Below are 20,974 nucleotides of genomic sequence, written 5' to 3'. Positions count from 1 at the left end.
CAATTTAATTATGAGTAAAAATATAATAGTATGCATGTTGTCCTTATTGTTATTCTCAAGCTGTAAGGGAAACAAAGTTCTGGGAGAAGAAACGGTAGAAAAATTTACTAAGAAATCACCACCAAACATCATTTTTATTTTGGCAGATGATTTAGGCTTTGCAGATTTAGGGTTTACAGGTAGTGATTTATATCAAACGCCTAATATAGATAAACTGGCGAGTCAAAGTATGTATTTTACTAAGGCTCATGCTTCACATCCAACATGTCAACCCAGTCGTATTTCTTTAATTACAGGTAAAACTCCAAGTAGATTGGGAGCCGTAAGCCACGGAAGTTTGGGAGGTGTTACTGGAAGTGGAATAGAAATGACATCAGAGGAAATCACGTATGGTAACGTATTGCAAAAAGTAGGATATACAACTGCTCATATAGGTAAATGGCATATAGGTAGTGGAGATAACGGACCAAAAGATAGAGGTTTTGATGTAGAGATAGCGTCTAACGAATTTTGTTGTCCGGGTAGTTACAACTATCCGTACAAAAGTAAAACCCTTAATGCAGAAAAAACTAAAAAATCGGCAATTCCTGATTTAGAATCGTATTCGCCCCAAACACATTTAACAGAAGCATTATCTGCAGAAGCAGCTAAGTTTATAGAAAATCAAAAAGATAGTAAAAAACCGTTTTTTCTCAACTTGTGGTATTATGCGGTGCATACACCTATGGAAGCTAATAAAGCTAAAATAGAAAAGTATAAGAAGTTAATTACTCCTGAACATAAGCATAAACATGCTACTTATGCCGCACTAGTTGAACATTTAGATGATGGTGTAGGTGCGATTATTAAAACATTGGAGGATAATGGAATGGCTGATAATACCATTATAATATTTATGGGTGACAATGGAGGTGAACTTAGATCTGGTATTACTAAAAATTATCCGCTTCGAGGCGGAAAAGGGATGTTTTATGAAGGTGGTACGCGCGTCCCTATGTTCGTGTATTGGCCAGGTGTTGTGACGCCAGGATCTATTAGTAATGAACGTGTTGCAGGGTGGGATATCTATCCAACATTACTTACTATGGCGAATGTAAAAGAAGATGTAGAACGTAATAAAAATATAGATGGAGTTGACTTAACACCACTACTGAAAGACCCAAGCGTGAAATTTGAAAATAGGCAATTTAATTGGATAAAGTATGTGTCATTAATTCATTATGCAAATAAAACAGAAAGAAACTGGCCTGGGCGCAGTATTATAAAAGACGATTGGAAGCTAATAGAATACTTCAATATGCCGTATGCTCTTGATAGACATCAATTTCTTTTATTCAATCTGAACGAAGATCCTTCGGAAACAAAAAACCTTGCAAAAGAAAACCCAGAAAAATTAGAAGCGCTTAAAAGCGCTATGGATAAGTGGGGAGAAGATGTAAATGCTCCCAAATATGATATGGAAAAATTTTACGGTGAAGTATATAAAGCAAGTTTAACTAAATAGTTTTTGGTTTTTAGCCCTAAATTATTAAAACACAGAAAGCACAAGTTATTCAATATTTGGTTACCCCTATATTATAACTAAATAACATGAGTTCGATATTATTTTTAGTTCGGATGAATATACTTGAGGTAAAATAAAAAATAAAGATTATAAAAATGCTAAAACGATTAATCTATTTAAGTTGTCTTTTATTACCAGTTCTAATATCTGGACAAGTAAATAAGAAAATTTATCACAAGGATTGGATAGATTTCAACAAGAATGGAAGTAAGGAACCTTATGAGGATGTTAAGGAGCCTGTAGAAAAACGAATAGAAGATTTATTATCCATAATGACATTAGAAGAGAAAAGCTGTCAAATGGCAACGCTTTATGGTTTTGGTCGGGTTTTAAAAGATGAATTACCTACTAAAGATTGGAAAAATGAAATTTGGAAAGACGGTATTGGTAATATAGATGAGCAACTTAATAATTTAGCATATCACCCAGACTCGGAAACAGATAAGGCATGGCCGCCTTCTAACCATATTAAAGCATTAAATGAAATACAACGATTTTTTATAGAAAAAACACGTTTAGGTATTCCTGTCGATTTTACAAATGAAGGTATACGAGGATTATGTCATGAAAAAGCAACTAGTTTTCCATCTCAAATAGGAGTAGGATCCACTTGGAATAAAAATCTAGTGAGTCAAATTGGTCATATCACAGGAAAAGAAGCTAGACTATTAGGGTATACCAATGTATATGCCCCTATTCTTGATATAGCGAGAGACCCAAGGTGGGGAAGAACAGTTGAATGTTATAGTGAAGATCCCTATTTAACAGGAGAACTTGGTTATAGTATGGTTAAATCTATACAAGAGGAGCAGGTTGTGTCTACTCCAAAACATTTTGCTATTTATAGTGCTCCAAAAGGGGGGCGTGATGGAGATGCCAGAACAGATGCACACATTACTAAAAGAGAATTATTTTCATTATACCTATATCCTTTCAAAAGAGCTATTAAAGATGCCGAAGCTTTAGGTGTTATGAGTTCTTATAATGATTATAACGGTATGCCAGTAACAGCTTCAAGCTATTTTTTAAGAGATATTCTTCGTAAATCATGGGGGTTTAAAGGATATGTGGTATCAGATAGCCGTGCAGTGGAATTCATTTCAGATAAACATCATGTGGCACAAGACCATAAAGAAGCGGTTTTAAAATCTGTAAAAGCAGGATTGAATATAAGAACAGATTTTACGATGCCCGAAGATTACATTATTCCCGTAAGAGAATTAGTAAAAGAGGGTAAATTGGGTATGGAAATTATTGATGATTGTGTGCGTGATATTTTAAGAGTCAAGTTTTGGCAAGGCCTTTTTGATACGCCTTATGGAAAGGAGTTTGCTAAAGCAGATAAGACCGTTGGAAATATAGCGTCTCAAAAAATCTCATATCAAGCCTCTTTAGAATCTATTGTCTTGTTGAAAAACGACAAAAAAACATTGCCTTTAGATTTTAATAAATACAAATCAGTGTTGATTACAGGTCCAAATGCTAAAGCCATTAATCACTCTATAAGTAGGTACGGACCATCAAATATAGATGTCGTTTCGGTTTATGAGGGGATTAAAGAAAAGTTTCCAAAAGATGTTGAGATAAAATATACTAAAGGCTGTGACTTCTTTGATGAAAACTGGCCAGATTCAGAAATTATTCCAATGTCACCAATAGAATCAGAACAAAAAGAAATTGATAAAGCTGTAGAAATTGCAAAAACAGTTGGGTTAGCCATTGTGGTAGTTGGTGATGATGAAGAAACCGTGGGAGAATCTAGGTCAAGAACGTCTTTAAACCTTCCAGGAAATCAACAAAAATTAGTTGAAGCTATATATAATACTGGAACACCAGTAGTAGTGGTTTTAATTAATGGGCGTCCTTTAACAATAAATTGGATTAATAAGTACGTGCCAGCAGTTGTAGAAGGATGGTTTCAAGGTAAATTTGGAGGTGCTGCTATAGCAGATGTGTTGGTAGGAAATTACAATCCAGGAGGTAAATTGCCTGTGTCTTTTCCAAAAACAGTGGGACAAATCCCTATGAACTTTCCATCAAAACCTGGAGCGCAAGCAAATCAGCCTTCAAAAGGACCAAATGGCTCAGGAAAAACACGTGTGGGCGGTTTTCTGTATCCTTTTGGGTACGGACTTAGTTATACGACATTTAAATATTCCAATTTGTTAGTAAGTTCGACAATTAATAATAATGGTAAAGGAGACGTAAAGGTATCTGTAGATATTACTAATACAGGAGCTGTAAAAGGCGATGAAGTGGTGCAGCTTTATTTTTCTGATGAGGTGTCTAGTGTGACGGTTTATGAAAAACAGTTACGAGGTTTCGAGAGGGTTAGCTTAGAACCAAATGAAACTAAAAAAGTAAGTTTTACATTAAAACCATACGATTTTGCCCTTTATAATGAAAATATGGAATTTGTAGTAGAGTCAGGATCTTTTAAAATAATGGTTGGTAGCTCATCTGAAGATATTAAATTAACAGCACCTTTAATTATTGATGATTTACAGATTTTGAGTACCAGTATGAAAATTTCAAAAACAAAAAAATAACTTAATTTAAAATATATTTAGGAATAAAATAGCATGAAGCATATAATTATAGTCATAGCATTAATAGGGACATTAAAAACGGTTTCACAAAATAAATATGATGCCAATTGGAAATCTGTAGATAGTCGTCCAATTCCATCTTGGTATACAGACGCTAAGTTTGGAATTTTTATTCATTGGGGACCTTATTCTGTGCCAGCATTTTCTAAGGTTGGCGCATATTCAGAATGGTATTGGATGAATCTTGTAAATGCCGAAAGAACAAGACAAGGGTATAGGGAGACTAATGAATTTCATAATAGGGTATATGGTAAAAACTTCACTTATCCAGATTTTGTACCTATGTTTAATTGTAATATGTATGACCCAAATCAATGGGCAGATATTTTTCAAAAATCAGGAGCAAAATATGTTGTATTAACGTCCAAACATCATGATGGTTATACGCTTTGGCCTAGCAAAGAATCTGATAAATCATGGGGAAGACCATGGAGTTCGACTAATTCCGGTCCAGGAAGAGATTTATTAGGAGAACTTACAGAAGCAGTAAGAAAAACAGATTTAAAAATGGGAATATATTATTCGCTTTACGAATGGTTTAATCCATTATATAACTCAGATGTAGATTTATATGTAGATAAACACATGATTCCACAATTTAAAGATGTCGTTGAAAAGTATGCACCTTCTATCATTTTTACAGATGGCGAATGGGATTATCCTCATACCACATGGAAATCTACGGAATTGCTTGCGTGGTTGTATAATGAATCGGCCAGTAAGGAAGATGTTGTAATTAATGATCGGTGGGGTAAAGAAACGCGTCACAAACACGGGGGGTATTATACTACAGAATACGGTTCTGGAATGCCTAATGCTGATGTGCCATGGGAAGAAAATAGAGGTATGGCACACTCTTTTGGATACAGTAAAACAGAAAATATTGAAGATTATAACTCAACTCAAGAACTTTTATACATGCTTATAGATATAGTAAGTAGAGGTGGTAATTTTCTTTTAGATATAGGCCCAACTGCAGATGGTCGTATTCCTGTTATTATGCAAGAACGTTTAATAGAAATGGGAGATTGGTTAGCAATAAATGGAGAAGCTATTTATGGAACAACACTTCATAAAGAAACATGTCAGTGGACCAAAGGTAAAGTTGCAGACGCAGAGCGAGGCAGATACAAGGTGAAATATGATATTATGAGATTAACTGTTAAACCTGAACCTGGTTTTGCAACTAAAGAAGCTTTTTTTACTAAAAAAGGAACAACCCTTTATGCAATTTGCCCTGTATTTCCAAAGGATCAATTGGTTGTAAAGAATGTAACATTAAAATCAGGAGCAAAAGTGGAGTTGTTGGGCTACGACGATAGAGCTTTAAATTGGAAACAGCAAGGGGCGAATGTCATTATAGATGTTCCAACATTAAGTCCATCTGAAGTACCATGTGAAAATGCATGGACATTTAAAATGTCAGGTGTGAAACACTAACTAAAATAATTACTAAAACTTACATAATTAATAGTTACAAATAATAGTAAGACATTATAATAAATATTATGAATAAAAATCGAATAGTAAAATATTATGCCTTAGTCGCTTCTTTTGCGGTTATGCTTTTTATTTCAAAGGATGTAAAAGCGCAAGAAAATGAACAAAATCATAAAGGTCTAACAATCAAAAAGAACCCCTATATTATACCTTTAACACAGCTTCAATTGGATTTTGTGAATACTAGATATCAAGCTTATTTTCACTATAATATGGCTACTTTCAAAAATCTAAATTCTGAGGAAAAAATTGGACGCTCAAGAGGTACAGAACCTGCAACAATGTGGGCTCCAACAGGTTTAGATACAGACCAGTGGGCGCAAGTTTGCAAAGATGCTAGAATGGAAGGAGGCTGGTTAACGACTAAGCACCATGGTGGTTTTTGTCTTTGGGACAGTGAATATACTGATTATGATGTGGCATCGTCCAATGTAAAAACCGATGTTGTTAGGGCATTTGTTGATTCTTTTAGAAAAGCAGGGCTAAAAGTTGGACTATATTATTCTATACTGGACTACCACCACGAAGTGGAAAATGGAAGTACTTCAAGAGCAGAAATAGAATTTACCAAAAACCAAATAAGAGAGTTACTTACTAACTACGGTCCTATAGATTATATCAATTTTGATGGTTGGTCTACTTGGCCTACCAATCCTGATTTTGACGATATGCCTTATGGAGAAATTTATGAATTGGTAAAATCCATTCAGCCTAATTGTTTGATTATTAGTCATACATATGAATCAAATTTAGCACATTCAGAAGTGCCTTTTGCAGATGCTGCTGGTAGAGCCTATCCGTACCCAAAAGATTATATGAGACCTACTGCAGCTTCAGATTTTATCCAGCGCGGATGGTGGTGGGATGATAATAACGGCTTTCAGGTTTCGAAAAGTGTTGACTATCTCTTAAAGCAATTAGATAGTTATAACTCCCATAATTCCGTTTATATATTGAATTTATCTCCAAATCCTCAAGGTCGAATAGATGAGGATGTTATTTCTAGATTAAAGAAAACTGCAGCTAAATGGAAAAAACCAGAACCTTTAAAAGAATCTGGCGCTAACTGGGGTTTTAATTATGATGTTACTGATAATTTGGCGTTTCTAAAACCTTGTTGGCAATCTACTACACATCCATATATAAATGATAAAAGAGCGTATCCGCGAGCAGATATTGCTGTTGATGGTGTAACAGAAGGAATTTGGGAGATGGAACAAACATCTGGTACTAAACAACAAGTGAATCCATGGTGGATGGTAGATTTACAAAAATCACATAAGATTAAAGAAATTAGTATTTATAATGCAACTGATGAGGCAAGTAAGTCTTTAATGACCAATTTTACCGTTTCTATTTTGGATAAGAATGAAAAGGAGGTTTGGTCAAAAAATATAAAAGAGTATCCAGATCCATCAATTACGATAACAATGGATGGAATAAAAGGGCAATATGTGAAAATTAAAAAGCAAAAAGAAGGTTTTTTAAGGATTGCTGAAGTGATTGTAAAAGGAAAATAAATTAAACATATATTCTGAGAAAACCTATTGTAGATTAAAACTATTGCAAAATTATCGCTTGCTGTATTTTTAATTTAACCATAGCATTGCTATGCTGAAATTAAGTGAATACTAGATTTTATTGCATTTCCAACCTTTATTTTGAAATTCTAGTGCATATGAGGATTAAATAGTTAAAGTACAGAATTGCAGATAACAATACAGATTGGAATCTAAAAATAATAAATAATATTGTTGTCAATCTAGATTTTCTAGTCCAAATTTTAGTATCACGCTACTAGAGGTAGGCAACGATTATAGAAAAGAAAATTAATGGTATGTAAAATGAAGACGTTTAATAACATTTACTTTCTGTTAGCCTTGTTCTTGCTTTTTACTAGCTGTAATACTTTCGAAATTTATGTTTCTCCCAAAGGAGGCGTAAATAATTCTGGTTCAAAATCAGACCCAATGTCATTTGAAGCAGCTATAAAAAAAGCATCGAAACTGTTAAAAGAAGAAGGACTTCCTAAAAACGGATTAAAAATTACTGTTATGGGAGGTATATATCGATTTAACAAAAAAATCATATTAGGGCCAGAATTTAAGGGAACCCCAGACCAACCTATTAAAATTCATGTAGAAGAAGGTGCCCATGCACTTTTTGATGGAAGTATGTTGATAGCTCCCGAAAGCTTTGGGTATGTTGAAAACCCTGAAGAAAAAGCAAGACTAGCTAGTTCTGCAGTAGATAAAATTAAAGTGGCGACTATTACTAGTACGGAGATGGTTGAAAGATTTAACGAAAGCCTTATGTTAAACTTAAGCTATGACGGCGAAGAATTTTTGCCTTCAGCTTTTCCTAATGAAGGCTATGCTAGTTTTAAAATGGAAGTAGTCGTAGATGAAGTGTCTCCTCCAGCAATTCCAGTGGGCAAAGAGGCACATGGAATTCGTGCGGGTCATGTGCCTTATTTAGAACCAGGAAAGCCAAGGGGGTGGAAAGGCAGTCTGAAAGAACCCCGAGGAGCACAGGTTAATATTTCAGATAAAGTAGATGACATGGCTGGTTCATGGTTACAATGGCAAGAAGAAATAAATAGAAATAATACAAGAAACCAACTTACAGGTTATATCGAAGCCAATTGGTTACTAAGTTCTCAGCCTATTTATGCTGCTAGTGCAGAAACGAAATCTGTGCACCTAACTCGTGCATTGGGTTATGGTTGGGCGTGGCGAAAAACCGATAAGTCTTTTCGTGTTTTTGGTTTGTTATGCGAATTAGATCAACCTGGAGAATGGCACTTCGATCCGTTAACCAATAGGTTGTTTGTTTATCCACCAAAACCAATGACAGAGAAAACACAAATTGCATTATCTGTAGCAGATGGCTTTTTAGCCTTGGATGAAACTAGTTATGTTGAAGTGGTAGGACTATCTGTAAAGAATGTAGGAAGTGGTAGCGTCTACAAAATTGGTGGAGACCATAACCTAGTGGCTTCATCAAAAATCACCAACTCTATAGCTACAGGTTTAGAAGTATTAGGAACTAATAATGCAGTAAAAGGATGTGATCTTATCGATTTAGATGTGCATGTAAAATTGGATGGAGGAATACGCTCACCTAATGAAATAACTGCTGGAAACAATACAGTAGAGAACTGCCATATTTATCAAAAGAATTTTGAACATGAAAAGGTGAATATTGTTATGAAAGGTGTAGGGAATAGTTTCAGGCATAATTTGATACACAATTCCTTAGGACAGGCTATGATTGTTTATGGAAATGATCAGATAGTGGAGTTTAATGAGCTTTTTAATATAGGGTATGATGAAGGTGATGGAGGTGCCATATATTCAGGTGCAGATTTGGGAGGCTATGGGAATAGTTATAAATATAATTTTTTCCATCATTTAATGCATGTGCCAGGAAAAGTAGAACGAGCAGGTTTACATTTAGATGATGGGCAATCGGGAGCAACCTGTATAGGAAATATTTTTTATAAATCTGCTTCAAAAGGCATTTTTATGTTTGGTGGTTCAGGGCATACGCTAAAAGAAAATGTATTCTTAGAAGGTGATAGAGGTGCTTATTATGTACGAAGTCTAGGAGAAAAAATGTATAAAATCGAAAAAGAAATCCAAAAAGATTTAAACCACCATCGGCGTGGAACAAAAGAAGATTATATTGGAAGAGTAGAAAAATATACAGGCATTAATGGTTGGTCCAAATCGCCATGGAAAGATAAGTACCCACTTATGAACACTATTTTAAGTGACAGTAGTATTTATGGACGTTTATGGCCCACCCATATTAAAATAGAAAGCAACTTTTATTACAATAATAAAAAATCTATAGATAGAATAATAGACTCTAGAGTAGAGCCTGAGGTGGTAGCGAGATCTAGTGTTAAAGACAATGAATTGCTATCCAAGAATGATTTTGTTAATTATGAAAACATGGATTTCATGTTTAAGGATGGAACAAATTTTCCCAAAATTCCATTTGATAAAATGGGATTACAATTGGATGAATATAGAAAGCAAATGCCGGAAAAAGAAGCATATCGAAAAGCTTTAAAAGAATTTTTCAAGGATATTTCCAGTAGTCATCCAGGAACCAAAAAACGTATTAATACGTCTAAGGTTATTGAAGCAGGTCCTTGGTTAAAAGTTGAAAATTAAAATAATTTGGATTATTAGCTCGATTCTAAATAAAACGTATAATAAATAGAAAAAGAAATGAGAACTAACAAAATAATTTCTTGGATTGTAAAAGCAGTGGTCGGTTGTTTATTTTTAAGTATGACGATACAATGCAAAGAAAAAAATATCGCTGATATTAAAGACGTCTCAATTAATCAACTTAACCAACGCCTGTCTAAAAAAAAATTAGAACAGTGGCAAGATTTAAAGTATGGCATGTTTATTCATTATGGGATGAGCACTTTTTTAGGTGAAGAGTTACCAGATGGTAAAGCCCCTATAAATGCTTATAATCCAACAAATCTTGATGTTGGTCAATGGGTAAAAGTAGCAAAAGAAGCAGGGATGAATTATGCGGTATTAACGGCTAAACATGTAGCAGGGCATTGTCTTTGGCCTTCTAAATATACGGGTTACGATGTTAGTAATAATGAGGATACAACAGATGTGGTTGGCGAATTTGTGAAAGCATGTAGAAAACAGGGAATAGCTCCTGGTATTTATTATTGTGCTTGGGATAATCACCATACATTTGGAAGCCTTACACCAGATAAAAGTGAAAATTATAACGGCGCTTTAGTAATTCCAACAGAGGCAAACCCAGCAGAGGGAGCTCCTTTTACAACGCATTTGTATCAAAATTTCATGACCGCTCAAATAGATGAGTTATTAGAAAAATATAGCCCATTAACTCAGTTTTGGATTGATATCCCTATCATATTAGGCGATGGTTATCGAAAATTTATTTACGACCACATATCGGAAAAATATCCGGATATGTTAGTGATAATGAATCATGGTAAAAAGAAAACAGGGAATAAATTAGTGTTTTTAGAGCATAAAGCTTGGCCTACCGATGTGCTGACATTAGAGCGGTTTTCACCAGAAGAAAAATACACTTCGATATTAAATATCTCTGGACAAGAGTATTATGTCCCAGCAGAATCCAATATGCCCATAGGAAATGAATGGTTTTGGGAAGATGATGATAAAGTAAAACCGATGGATGAGTTGGTGTCTAAATTTCAAGCTTGTCTGGATAATAGGGTAAATTTCTTATTAAATGTTCCACCAGATAGGTCAGGCCAGATTCCTGAAAAATGGATAACGCCATTAAAAGAATTAAAAGAACGAATGGAAAATCAAATAGAATAAACATATTATTTGTATTAAAGTATTCTCATACGTGTCAATTAAATTTTTAAAGGATACTAAAATCAATTATTTCTACATTCGGTTTATTACCATAATTTATGGTACTCAAATTTCACGCATAATCCTATCACATCACAGAGAAGTAAATCATTTTTTAATAAGCAAAGCAAGATTGTTTACCAGTTTAATGCTGTTAATAAGAAATAAAGGAATTATTATTTAAGTATATATAAATATTAAGATGATCCACATAAAATATTAAAATAAACGATGAACAGCCAATTTCGAACAATTTGGTTTCCTATTGAGAAAGATATGTCTACATAAAAAAAAAGAATAATAACTAATTTTGAGACTTATATATATTCAAAATTAAAAAATCTATGAAGAATGTAAAAAAAATACAATTTAAGTTAATACCATATGGGATTATTATTTTCTGTTGAGCTTAATGCACAAATATTCTGATTGGTTTAAACAAGAGATCCCAATTAGTTCAGTTAGTGCTAGCGGGGTTTTGAGATAAAGAAATAGCAAACAACAAATGTTTGTCAATGGAATATTGAAGTTTTAAGTCTGTTTTACAAAGCGAATCTTTGTGTTAAATGTACCTAGATTTAATAGAATAAATTCCAAAATAATGAATAAAATCATTAATGAAATTAAGAGACGAAAGAAAAGTAAATATTAAAAAACTATGAAAAAATTTAAATATTGCATGTTTATAGTAGTTATGATGGCTATGAGTTATTGTAAAACTGCTTTAGGGCAAGTTATTTATGTAAGCCCAAATGGAAACGATTCAAATTCGGGAAGCATATCTTCACCATATAAAACATTAGAAAAGGCATTTGGAGAAGTTGCTTCTAACAATTCGATAAGAGAGATTAACTTTAGAGCTGGTACTTATAACTTTGATAAAAGTATTGAATTAAATAGTGATCATTCGGGAGAATTGAATAATCCATTAATAATAAAAGCTTATCAAGATGAAAAAGTCACATTTAGTTCTAACACTGTAATTCCTTTTGAATCTTTTAAGAAGTTGGAAGAGATGTCTTCCCAAGTAATAAGTAAAGTACCTGTTAATTCACAGAGTGAAATATATGTAGCAAATCTATCTGGATCAAACTTTTTTCAGAATCTTGATGAAGGGAAATACGGGGTTATTTCATGGAATGGTTATTCTCTTCCTGTAGCACAATGGCCTAATAAAGGATTTGGTTATATGGAAACCATTGTAGAAGAAGGACCGTTTACAAGGTTTTTAAAACCAGGAGAATCTCCACCTCCATATAGTTTTGAAAGCCCTTCAGGAGGTAAATTTATTATGGAAAATAGCTGTGCAATGGATTTAACTTTATTGAATGAGGATTTACAAAATTCTGAAGATATTGCATTGGAAGGCTATTTTACTAACGATTGGTATTACGACCGTAATTTTTTAGCACGTGTAAATGTGGATACTAAAGAAATGCAACTCCTTAAACATACCCGATATGGAGTGAGAGATGAGCATACTTTACCTCGTCGATTTAAATTATTCAATGCCATATCACAATTAGATATGCCAGGTGAATGGTATTATGATAAAAAAAGTAAACTATTCTTTATTTGGCCAATACAACCTATAAATGAAAATACTCCTATAGTACAAGTAAATAATATTACTTTATTTAAAGGGAGTAATGTAAAACACATCAATTTTGAAAAAATAAATTTTAGCGGTTTTGGTTTTGCTGCTATTGATATTAATAATTCAGAATATATTTCTATAAAAGGGTGTAGTTTTTCTTCATCACAAAATGGTCGAGGAGTAAACCTTAAAAGGAATATGCATGCTACTATTAATGGATGCAATTTCTTCGACCTTTTTAATGCTTTCGCAATTGATGGGCGAGAGGAAAATTTTCTTAATTTAATAGAGGAACATAATGTAGCTACTAATAACCATATTTATAATTGCAGTATTAAAGGTTACGGTTTAGTTGGTTTTGGAGGGATAGGAGGCTATTTTGCAAATAATTTAATCCATAATGTTAATGGAGGTCTTTCCTTTAATGGAAATGATCACGTGATTGAATATAATGAGATTTACAATTCTGGTTTTGCTATGGGAGATTGGAATTCCATTTATTTTGGTGGAAACCTCTCTTATTTCGGTAATAAAGTACAATATAATTTTTTTCACCATTTTCCAGAAACACCAGGTGCGCATCCTATTACAGCCGTTCGTGGAGATGACGGTTGTTCAGGTTTATCAATGAATAATAATATTTTTTATAAAACAGGAAGAGGTGGCGCAGATGGCTCGGGACCAGATGTTCATGTGGAAGGAAATGTGGGTATAGATATTCAATTTATATGGAGTACTTTTCAAAGTCCTTATGAGGCAATATCTAAAGAACAAAACCTTATAAATTTTGTAGAAGAACATGAACGTATGCAGCAAGAGATTGCTGCAGGAACACTATCGGTAAATGAAAAAAATAATTACTTAGGAAGAGCAGAGCTTGTATTTGGAACAGAGGGATGGAAAAATAATAATATATGGATAGCTAAATACCCAAATTTTTCTAAAATATTCGATTTAACCGATCCTGAATCTCATCCATGGACGCAGTCATATTCTACATTAAAAAATAATTATATTTCAGGAGGTAAAATTCCATATGTAAACTATCATGGTCATAATCCGAATAAAACAATAGGAGATATTATTAATAATATGCCTACTACTGCTGAAATAGAGGCTCCTGTTGCTTTTAATCCTAATGATGCTTTTGAAAACCCTTCAGCCTTAGATTTTAGATTTAAAAGTTCTTTTACACCAATGAGTGGCTTTGAAAAATGGGATTTTGAAAGAGTAGGTTTGGTGATTGATTCTTATAGGAAAACAACACCTGATAAAAGCGAATACAGAAATAAAGTGTTAACAAAATATAACAATGTTCCATCAACAGGAGGTGCCTTAGATTTGGCAAAAATAAACCTTCGTTATCCCGATCCTGCGTATTTTGAGGTGTTAACTTCGTCTAAAAATAAAATACCAGGAATTATTGAAGCAGAAAGCTATGATGAAGGATGTAATGGCGTTGCTTTTTATGATGTTGATGAGGCAAATAAAGGCGGTCAGTACCGCTCTAACGCAGTTGATATAGAAAATACTTCTGATACTAATGGAACATACCATGTTGGATATATTAATGATGGTGAATGGATGGATTATACAGTAAGTGTAGAAAGTACAGATGAGTATGAGTTGGAGGCAAGAGTAGCCTCTTCTAATGCTACGGGGCAATTTTTAATTATGTTTGATAGTATCGATAAAACGGGAGCTATAGCTGTTCCGTCTACAGGAGGATTGCAAAATTGGACTACCGTTAGCGAAAATATTTCTCTAGATGCAGGAAAGTATGTGATGCGTTTTTATGCTGAAAAAGGAGGCTTTAATATTAATTGGATAAAACTAACAAGAAAATCAGATGTTAGTGATGACAGTTATACTATTAAGACAACAGGAGAGACCTGTCCGGATGAGGATAACGGACAAATAAAGATCGTAGCAAAAAATGTTGGAAGTTATGTAGCCAACTTTAATGGAGGAGCAGATATTAATTTCACTAATGAATGGACAATAGAGGATATAGCACCGGGAACTTATGATTTATGTATCACCAACACAGCTACTAGTGTAGAACAATGTTATAGTTTGCAAATAGAAGAAGGTACAAGTGTTACAGGAAAAACAAGCATAAAATCAAACAAGGTGGCTATAGATATAACCGATGGAACGGCACCTTTTGATGTGTCGGTAAATGGTGAAATGGTTTTACAGACCTCATCAAAATCATTTTCAGTAGTGGCCAATTATGGCGACTCAATAGAAGTTAAAACAAGCGTAGCCTGTGAAGGTGCTTTAACGAAAACCATGGACGGTATAGTTACAGTAAGCCCGAATCCAACCAACGGAGATTTCGAAATAGAGTTATCTATCCCCCTAAAGGATGTAACCGTAGAACTATACAATGTGTACTCGCAGTTAATTTCAACAAAGACTTATAAAGTAAACAATGGGAAAATTCAATTAGATATAAACAATAAACCGGCAGGCATATATTTTGCAGTTGTTCAATTGGACAAGAAACCTAAGGTTCTTAAAATAATGAAGAAATAATGAAAAAATATTTATTACTTATAGCAGCTAGTATAGCAATTGTTTCATGTAGCGGAGGTGGTGACGATCCAGCACCAAATCCAGACCCTGATCCAGACCCAAGTGGAAATAAAGTGCCAACAACACCTACTTTAACAGATCCCACAGATAATCTGTTATGTATAGACAACAATCTTGTTTTTAATTGGGAAGCTTCAACAGATCCAGATGGAGATGCGGTAAAATATACCATAGAGATCTCAAAGAATATTGAGTTCACTCAAATAACCCATAGCTTTTCGAATTTAACTTCTACAACTAAAACCGTTTTATTAGATAAAGCAGTGGCATATTATTGGCGAGTAAAAGCAAACGACAGTAAGAACGCCTCTAGTGAATTCTCATCGATTTTTCAACTTTATACAGAGGGTATAGGCGAAGAAAATCATTTACCATTTTCACCTAAACTTATTCAGCCTTCTTTAGGTTCAACGACTCAAGGTAATTCCGTGTCATTATCTTGGGGAGCTACAGACGTAGATAACGATGCCTTGGTCTTTGATGTATATTTGGATACTAACAATCCTCCAGTTACCACAGCAGTCACAAGCCATACAGAAAAAAGCTATGTAGCCTCTTCATTAGCAGCGAACACAACCTATTATTGGAAAGTAGTAGCAAAAGATGATAAAGGAGGCGTAACATTAGGCCAGATTTGGAGTTTTAAAACAGAGTAAGTATTAAATCAAAAAATTCTCCGACCCTTGGGTCGGGGGTTCCTCTTCACCTTTCCTTCGGAGAGGTCAGAACTGCTTTTTTGGCAGTTCTGGGTGAGGTAAAATACAAAATTTCGATTTTTGACCCAGAGGTCAAAACCTGTGCTCAACTTGATTGGGTATGAAACTGGCGAAATACCCCTATGGTTTGTCTCGGGGATAGTCGGTTTTAAGAAATTTTTATTCAAAAAGTTTATAAAAAACATTGAAAGTATGATTTCTTTTGATAAAATCAGGATTGTATGTAGATGAGTTTAAAAAAGAAATCTAATAATTAAACTAAAAAAATATAAAAACATAAAAATGAAAGTACAAAAGTATAATTACTTTATTTTAATAGCTATTATATTCTTAGCTCCTTATGTTTTAGAAGCTCAAAGGATTAAACAACCCATTCATTCTTTTAATGAGTACAGTGATAAGTATACTGAAAATCAGCTAGCACCAATTACTAAACCAGGGAAAAGGTTTTATGTGTCTGTTGATGGATCCAATAAAAATAAAGGCACTAAAAAATCACCTTTTAAAAGTATAGAGTCAGCTAGAGATGCCATAAGGAAATTAAAAGAGTCTTCAGGTTTACCAAAAGGAGGCATACATGTTATATTACTTAATGGAACATATTCAATTAGTGAGACTATTTCACTTACATCAGAAGATGGAGGAACGTTTCAAGCTCCCATTGTATATCGAGCCGCAGAAAATGGTAAAGTAATTTTAACTGATGGTATTGAGATTGATACAGAACGTTTTAGATTAGTTGATAAGAAAGAATTACTTAACCGCTTACATGTAAAAGCTCGCGGTAAGGTCATGAGTATAGATTTGTCTTCCGATGATCTTTCTCAATACTTTCCCGGAGAAGGAAAATATGGGCAGATTGCTATGGATGGGCATATGCTTCAATTAGCACAATGGCCCAATCGCGGATACAACCATATCGATAAAATTATTGATGAAGGTCCAACAACACGTTGGCTAAAACCAGGTGAAAAACCGATGCCTTATAGTGAAGAAAACCCAACTGGTGGTAAATTCATATTAAAAGAAGAACTTTCATCAGCTATACAGGAAGAGTTTGAACGCACAGGAGATATACAAGCGCAAGGATATTTTCATAACGATTGGTATTTTCAAGATGAATCTATTGGTAAAATTGAGTCAAGCCAGATTAAACTATTACATCATACTCGATATGGTATTGTAGACAAAATAAAGTCTATACCACGTCGTGTTCGCCTTTTTAATGTGCTTGCAGAACTTGATGAGCCTGGAGAATGGTATTATGATAAAAAGGAACAACGCCTTTATGTTTGGCCAATAGAAGGGTTTGAGGCAGGTAAATCAAATTTAACAGTTATTGGAAATCAAAAAGCATCGATCGATAAAAGTAAAAAGCATCCGCTTGTTAAATTAGAGAATACCTCATATGTTACTTTTCGTGATTTTATTATTGAAAATACCGGAGATATAGCGTTTATAATTTCAGGAGGTAAATATAATATTTTGGCAGGAAGCATTGTGAGAAATGGTGCTGGTAAGGGGGTTGAAATTGACGGAGGTAAATATAACGGAATTACAGGATGTGACTTTTATAATTTATATTCAGCTTTTAGCATAAAGGGAGGTGATTTTGCTTCTCTTGAGCATTCTTATAATTTTGCAACAAACAATGTAATTAGAGATTGCCGCTTAAGAGGTTATGGAGTTGTTTCATTAAATGGTGTAGGGCTTTATTTTGCTAATAACCTATTGCATAGTATGAATGGAGCCGTTATGTATAAGACCGTTAATTTATTGATGGAATATAACGAATTTTATAACATTGGTTACGAAATGGGCGATTTTAATGTCGCTTATTGTGGTGCGCAGTGGTATACTATGAATAATGTTGTACGGTACAATTTTGTACATCACTTGATTGAACCAGGTGGACACCCGGTTGCAGCATTTAGAAACGATGATAATGGAGCAGGACTTAAATTATATGGAAATGTATTTTATCGTCCAGGTAGGGCAAGTGCACAATTTGATGGGCCTCTCAACGATTTTCAAAATAATATTACTTTAGATTGTAATGTTTTATGGTGGACACTAAAAAAGCCAATTGAGCAAGAAGGTATTCAGAAAAAATGGGATGATCTTTCTCGTTTTGGACGAGATTTACCTAAAGGTGATAAAGGAGATTATCTCTACATCACTGAAAATGTGATAGGAGAAAAGGCCTGGATGAAGAATCCCTGGAAAGATGCTTTTCCAGAATTAAAAGCCATGATAGAAATAAACCCTTGGGCACAGACATTTGGAAATGTTGATCTCAACTATATTTATAAAGTTAGGGAACCTTTTCATATCCATGGTGGCTCAGGGACAGTTGAAGGGATGGAAAGTAAGGAGGTTGGTCGTTTTATAGATTTGCCAAAAGAAGGACATTTTGAATTGCCTGAGCAGATTGCACTTGACGCTTTTGTAGATGTAGAAGCACTTGATTTTCGTTTCAAAAAAAGTTTTAAACCCATGGTAGATTTTAAGCCAATTCCGTTTGAAAAAATCGGACTTGTTAACGATGATTTTAGAACAAAAACACCAAATAAAAGGGAGTACCGTAGTGCCGTATATAAGAGATTTAAAAATGAAAAAGGAGGTCGTTATAGTGCAGAAGTTGTGAATGCTCGATACCCGAAACCAAGTTATTTAAAATAATTTTTGTACAGAGACAGATGGGAAATCATTTAAGAGGAATAATAAAAGTTCTTTAAAATGTAACTTTTTTATCTTGGGATAATTATCATATTTTTGTGAGTCTAACGCCGGATTAAAGTGAAAATTATAATGGCACTTTGAGTATTCTTACTGAAGCTAATACAGCTAAAGGAGTGCCATTTACATCTCATTTATATCAAAATTTTATGACTGCTCAAATAGGGAACTCCTAGAGAAATATAGTCCATTAACCCAGTTTTGGATTGATATCACCAGAAGAAAAATACACTTCGATATTAAATATCTCTGGAAAAGCGTATTATGTTCCGGTAGAATCAAACATGCCATAGGAAATGAATGGTTTTGGAATGATGATGATAAATTGAAACCAATGAAAGAGAACTAGTCACAAAACCTTAAGCATGTTTAGATAATCGAGTTAATTTCCTGTTAAATGTTCCTTCTGATAGAATTGGAAAAATTCCTGAAAAATGGATAAAACCATTACAAGAATTGAAAACACGAATGGGAAAGCATTGAATAGGTTAAGAAAAATTCATTCCAATTTCCTTGCTTTAAGCTCGTTTTATTTCTACGATTTAGTGTCATCAAAAATTCACAAATAAACTTATCTGAAACAAATAGCTTTTTTAGATACCAAGATGTAGTGTTTAAAAATAATGTTAAGAAGTAAACAAAAAAGTATTTACGTATTAGATAGATAAACGGTTTATGTTAAGAAAACAAAACGTTTAGGTTTGTAAAATAATAAAGTAAGAACAATTTGACTTCCTATAGAGACAGATATGTCTACATAAAAAAAGAGAATAACAATTAGTTTTGAGTATATAAATTATAAGTTGAATCTATGAAGAAAAGAAATACGTTTATACTCGTAATGTTATTTCTGGTGGAGCTAATAGATGCTCAAAATTCTAAACACCCCAACATTGTTTTTATTTTTGCAGATGATTTGGGTTTTGCCGATTTAGGTTTTACAGGGAGTGATTCCCATTTAACACCAAATATAGATAAATTGGCTTCAGAAAGTGTTTATTTTGATCAGGCCTATTCTTCTCACCCTACATGTCTTCCAAGCCGTCTTTCATTAATGACAGGTAAATATCCTGCAAGAATTGGAGCTGTAAGTCATGGGAAATTTCATGGAGTTGCTTCTGGAGATAATTCATTGCCCTTAGGAGAGGTAACTATAGCTCAAGCGCTTAAAGATGGTGGCTATAATACGGCTCACATAGGCAAATGGCATATAGGCAAAGGGGATAACAATCCCCATACTCGTGGTTTTGATGTAGATATCGCTTCGAATGAATTTTGTTGTCCAGGCAGTTATTTTTACCCTTATGAATCTAACAATGAAAAACAAAAACGAGTATCCAAAATCCCAGATTTAGAAGACAGAAAAGAAGGGGACCATTTAACGGATGCTTTAGCTGAAGAAGCTGTTAAATTTATAGACTCTCAAGATAGTAGTAAACCTTTCTTTTTGAATTTATCTTTTTATGCAGTTCACACACCTTTAACGGCAAAAAAAGAGAAAATAAAAAAATACAAGTCTTTAATAAAGCCTAATACAAAGCACAAACACGCTGTATATGCTGCTTTAGTAGAGCATCTGGATGATGCTGTTGGAAGTGTCCTTGAAGCCTTGAAAAAAAATGGGTTAGAAGAGAATACTATAGTTGTTTTTACAAGTGATAATGGCGGTGAAGTAGGGATGGGGATCACTGATAATTATCCGTTGCGTGCAGGTAAAGGATCTTCTTATGAGGGAGGCATTAGAGTGCCCTTATTAGTAAAATGGCCTACTGTAGTAAAAACAAATAGTGTTAGGCATGAGCGCATTATTGGATTTGATTACTACCCAACACTATTATCTATGGCAAATGTTGAAGGTAATGCAAAACACAATAAAAATATTGATGGAATAGATTTTTCAAATCTGCTTAAAGACAGACGTGCGACTATAAAAGACAGGGATTTAAATTGGTTAAAATATATTTCTCTCATTCATTTAAAATATCCTGTTGCTGATAAAAACAGATGTGTTCAAACAATTATTAGAGATGATTGGAAGTTGATGCAATTTTTTGAAATGCCAGATAATTATAAAGCGCATTTTGAACTATATAATTTAAAAGAAGATCCTTCAGAAACATATAATCTTGCAGAAAAATTTCCAAAAATAGTAAAGAAATTAAAAAAAAGAATGATTTCCTGGAGAAAAAAGGTTGGTGCTCCTACATATAATATGGAAAAATTCTATGGGGCAGCCCATAATTAATTCA

The 20,974-nt window shown here is 33.8% G+C and carries 10 protein-coding genes; all 10 read left to right on the top strand.

Features of this window, described 5'->3' with window-relative positions; all coding sequences use genetic code 11:
- Window positions 1-10: 10 nt before the first annotated feature.
- The 10 genes from EM932_RS03315 (at window position 11) to EM932_RS03270 (ending at window position 20,970) form a co-directional block, all read left to right on the top strand.
- Window positions 11-1,504, top strand: a complete 1,494-nt coding sequence (locus tag EM932_RS03315; RefSeq protein ID WP_135875467.1) for a sulfatase — start codon at window positions 11-13, stop codon at window positions 1,502-1,504.
- Between the two features lie 155 nt (window positions 1,505-1,659).
- The gene (locus EM932_RS03310; protein WP_135875465.1) at window positions 1,660-4,113 is read left to right on the top strand and encodes a glycoside hydrolase family 3 N-terminal domain-containing protein; all 2,454 of its coding nucleotides are present in this window, start codon (window positions 1,660-1,662) and stop codon (window positions 4,111-4,113) included.
- Window positions 4,114-4,146: 33 nt separating this feature from the next.
- A complete protein-coding gene (locus tag EM932_RS03305) occupies window positions 4,147-5,613 on the top strand; it encodes an alpha-L-fucosidase (protein WP_135875463.1) in 1,467 nt (488 codons plus the stop codon).
- A gap of 68 nt (window positions 5,614-5,681) precedes the next feature.
- Entirely contained in the window at window positions 5,682-7,193 is a 1,512-nt protein-coding gene (locus EM932_RS03300; protein WP_135875461.1) for an alpha-L-fucosidase, read from the top strand.
- Between the two features lie 324 nt (window positions 7,194-7,517).
- The gene (locus EM932_RS03295) at window positions 7,518-9,857 is read left to right on the top strand and encodes a right-handed parallel beta-helix repeat-containing protein (RefSeq protein ID WP_170179702.1); all 2,340 of its coding nucleotides are present in this window, start codon (window positions 7,518-7,520) and stop codon (window positions 9,855-9,857) included.
- Between the two features lie 57 nt (window positions 9,858-9,914).
- The gene (locus EM932_RS03290) at window positions 9,915-11,033 is read left to right on the top strand and encodes an alpha-L-fucosidase (protein WP_135875457.1); all 1,119 of its coding nucleotides are present in this window, start codon (window positions 9,915-9,917) and stop codon (window positions 11,031-11,033) included.
- A gap of 697 nt (window positions 11,034-11,730) precedes the next feature.
- Window positions 11,731-15,210: a carbohydrate-binding protein gene (locus tag EM932_RS03285; protein WP_135875455.1), complete on the top strand. Its 3,480-nt coding sequence runs from the start codon at window positions 11,731-11,733 to the stop codon at window positions 15,208-15,210.
- Window positions 15,210-15,926, top strand: coding sequence for a fibronectin type III domain-containing protein (locus tag EM932_RS03280; protein ID WP_135875453.1), 717 nt, complete (start codon window positions 15,210-15,212; stop codon window positions 15,924-15,926). Before EM932_RS03285 ends, EM932_RS03280 begins: the two co-directional genes overlap by 1 nt.
- Window positions 15,927-16,268: 342 nt before the next feature.
- Complete coding sequence (locus EM932_RS03275; protein ID WP_135875451.1) at window positions 16,269-18,668, top strand: right-handed parallel beta-helix repeat-containing protein; 2,400 nt, start codon at window positions 16,269-16,271, stop codon at window positions 18,666-18,668.
- Window positions 18,669-19,536: 868 nt separating this feature from the next.
- Window positions 19,537-20,970: a sulfatase gene (locus EM932_RS03270; protein ID WP_135875449.1), complete on the top strand. Its 1,434-nt coding sequence runs from the start codon at window positions 19,537-19,539 to the stop codon at window positions 20,968-20,970.
- Window positions 20,971-20,974 lie beyond the last annotated feature (4 nt).

Origin of the sequence: Flavivirga rizhaonensis (assembly GCF_004791695.1) — a bacterium.
GTDB classification, from domain to species: Bacteria; Bacteroidota; Bacteroidia; order Flavobacteriales; family Flavobacteriaceae; genus Flavivirga; species Flavivirga rizhaonensis.
Note: the sequence above shows the minus strand (reverse complement) of the source record. Positions and strands in the feature narration are given on the sequence as shown.

Excerpts from the sequence above, each read along its gene's own strand:
- EM932_RS03315 (WP_135875467.1), top strand. The coding sequence starts at position 11 with ATGAGTAAAAATATAATAGTATGCATGTTGTCCTTATTGTTATTCTCA.
- EM932_RS03310 (WP_135875465.1), top strand. The coding sequence starts at position 1,660 with ATGCTAAAACGATTAATCTATTTAAGTTGTCTTTTATTACCAGTTCTA.
- EM932_RS03305 (WP_135875463.1), top strand. The coding sequence starts at position 4,147 with ATGAAGCATATAATTATAGTCATAGCATTAATAGGGACATTAAAAACG.
- EM932_RS03300 (WP_135875461.1), top strand. The coding sequence starts at position 5,682 with ATGAATAAAAATCGAATAGTAAAATATTATGCCTTAGTCGCTTCTTTT.
- EM932_RS03295 (WP_170179702.1), top strand. The coding sequence starts at position 7,518 with ATGAAGACGTTTAATAACATTTACTTTCTGTTAGCCTTGTTCTTGCTT.
- EM932_RS03290 (WP_135875457.1), top strand. The coding sequence starts at position 9,915 with ATGAGAACTAACAAAATAATTTCTTGGATTGTAAAAGCAGTGGTCGGT.
- EM932_RS03285 (WP_135875455.1), top strand. The coding sequence starts at position 11,731 with ATGAAAAAATTTAAATATTGCATGTTTATAGTAGTTATGATGGCTATG.
- EM932_RS03280 (WP_135875453.1), top strand. The coding sequence starts at position 15,210 with ATGAAAAAATATTTATTACTTATAGCAGCTAGTATAGCAATTGTTTCA.
- EM932_RS03275 (WP_135875451.1), top strand. The coding sequence starts at position 16,269 with ATGAAAGTACAAAAGTATAATTACTTTATTTTAATAGCTATTATATTC.
- EM932_RS03270 (WP_135875449.1), top strand. The coding sequence starts at position 19,537 with ATGAAGAAAAGAAATACGTTTATACTCGTAATGTTATTTCTGGTGGAG.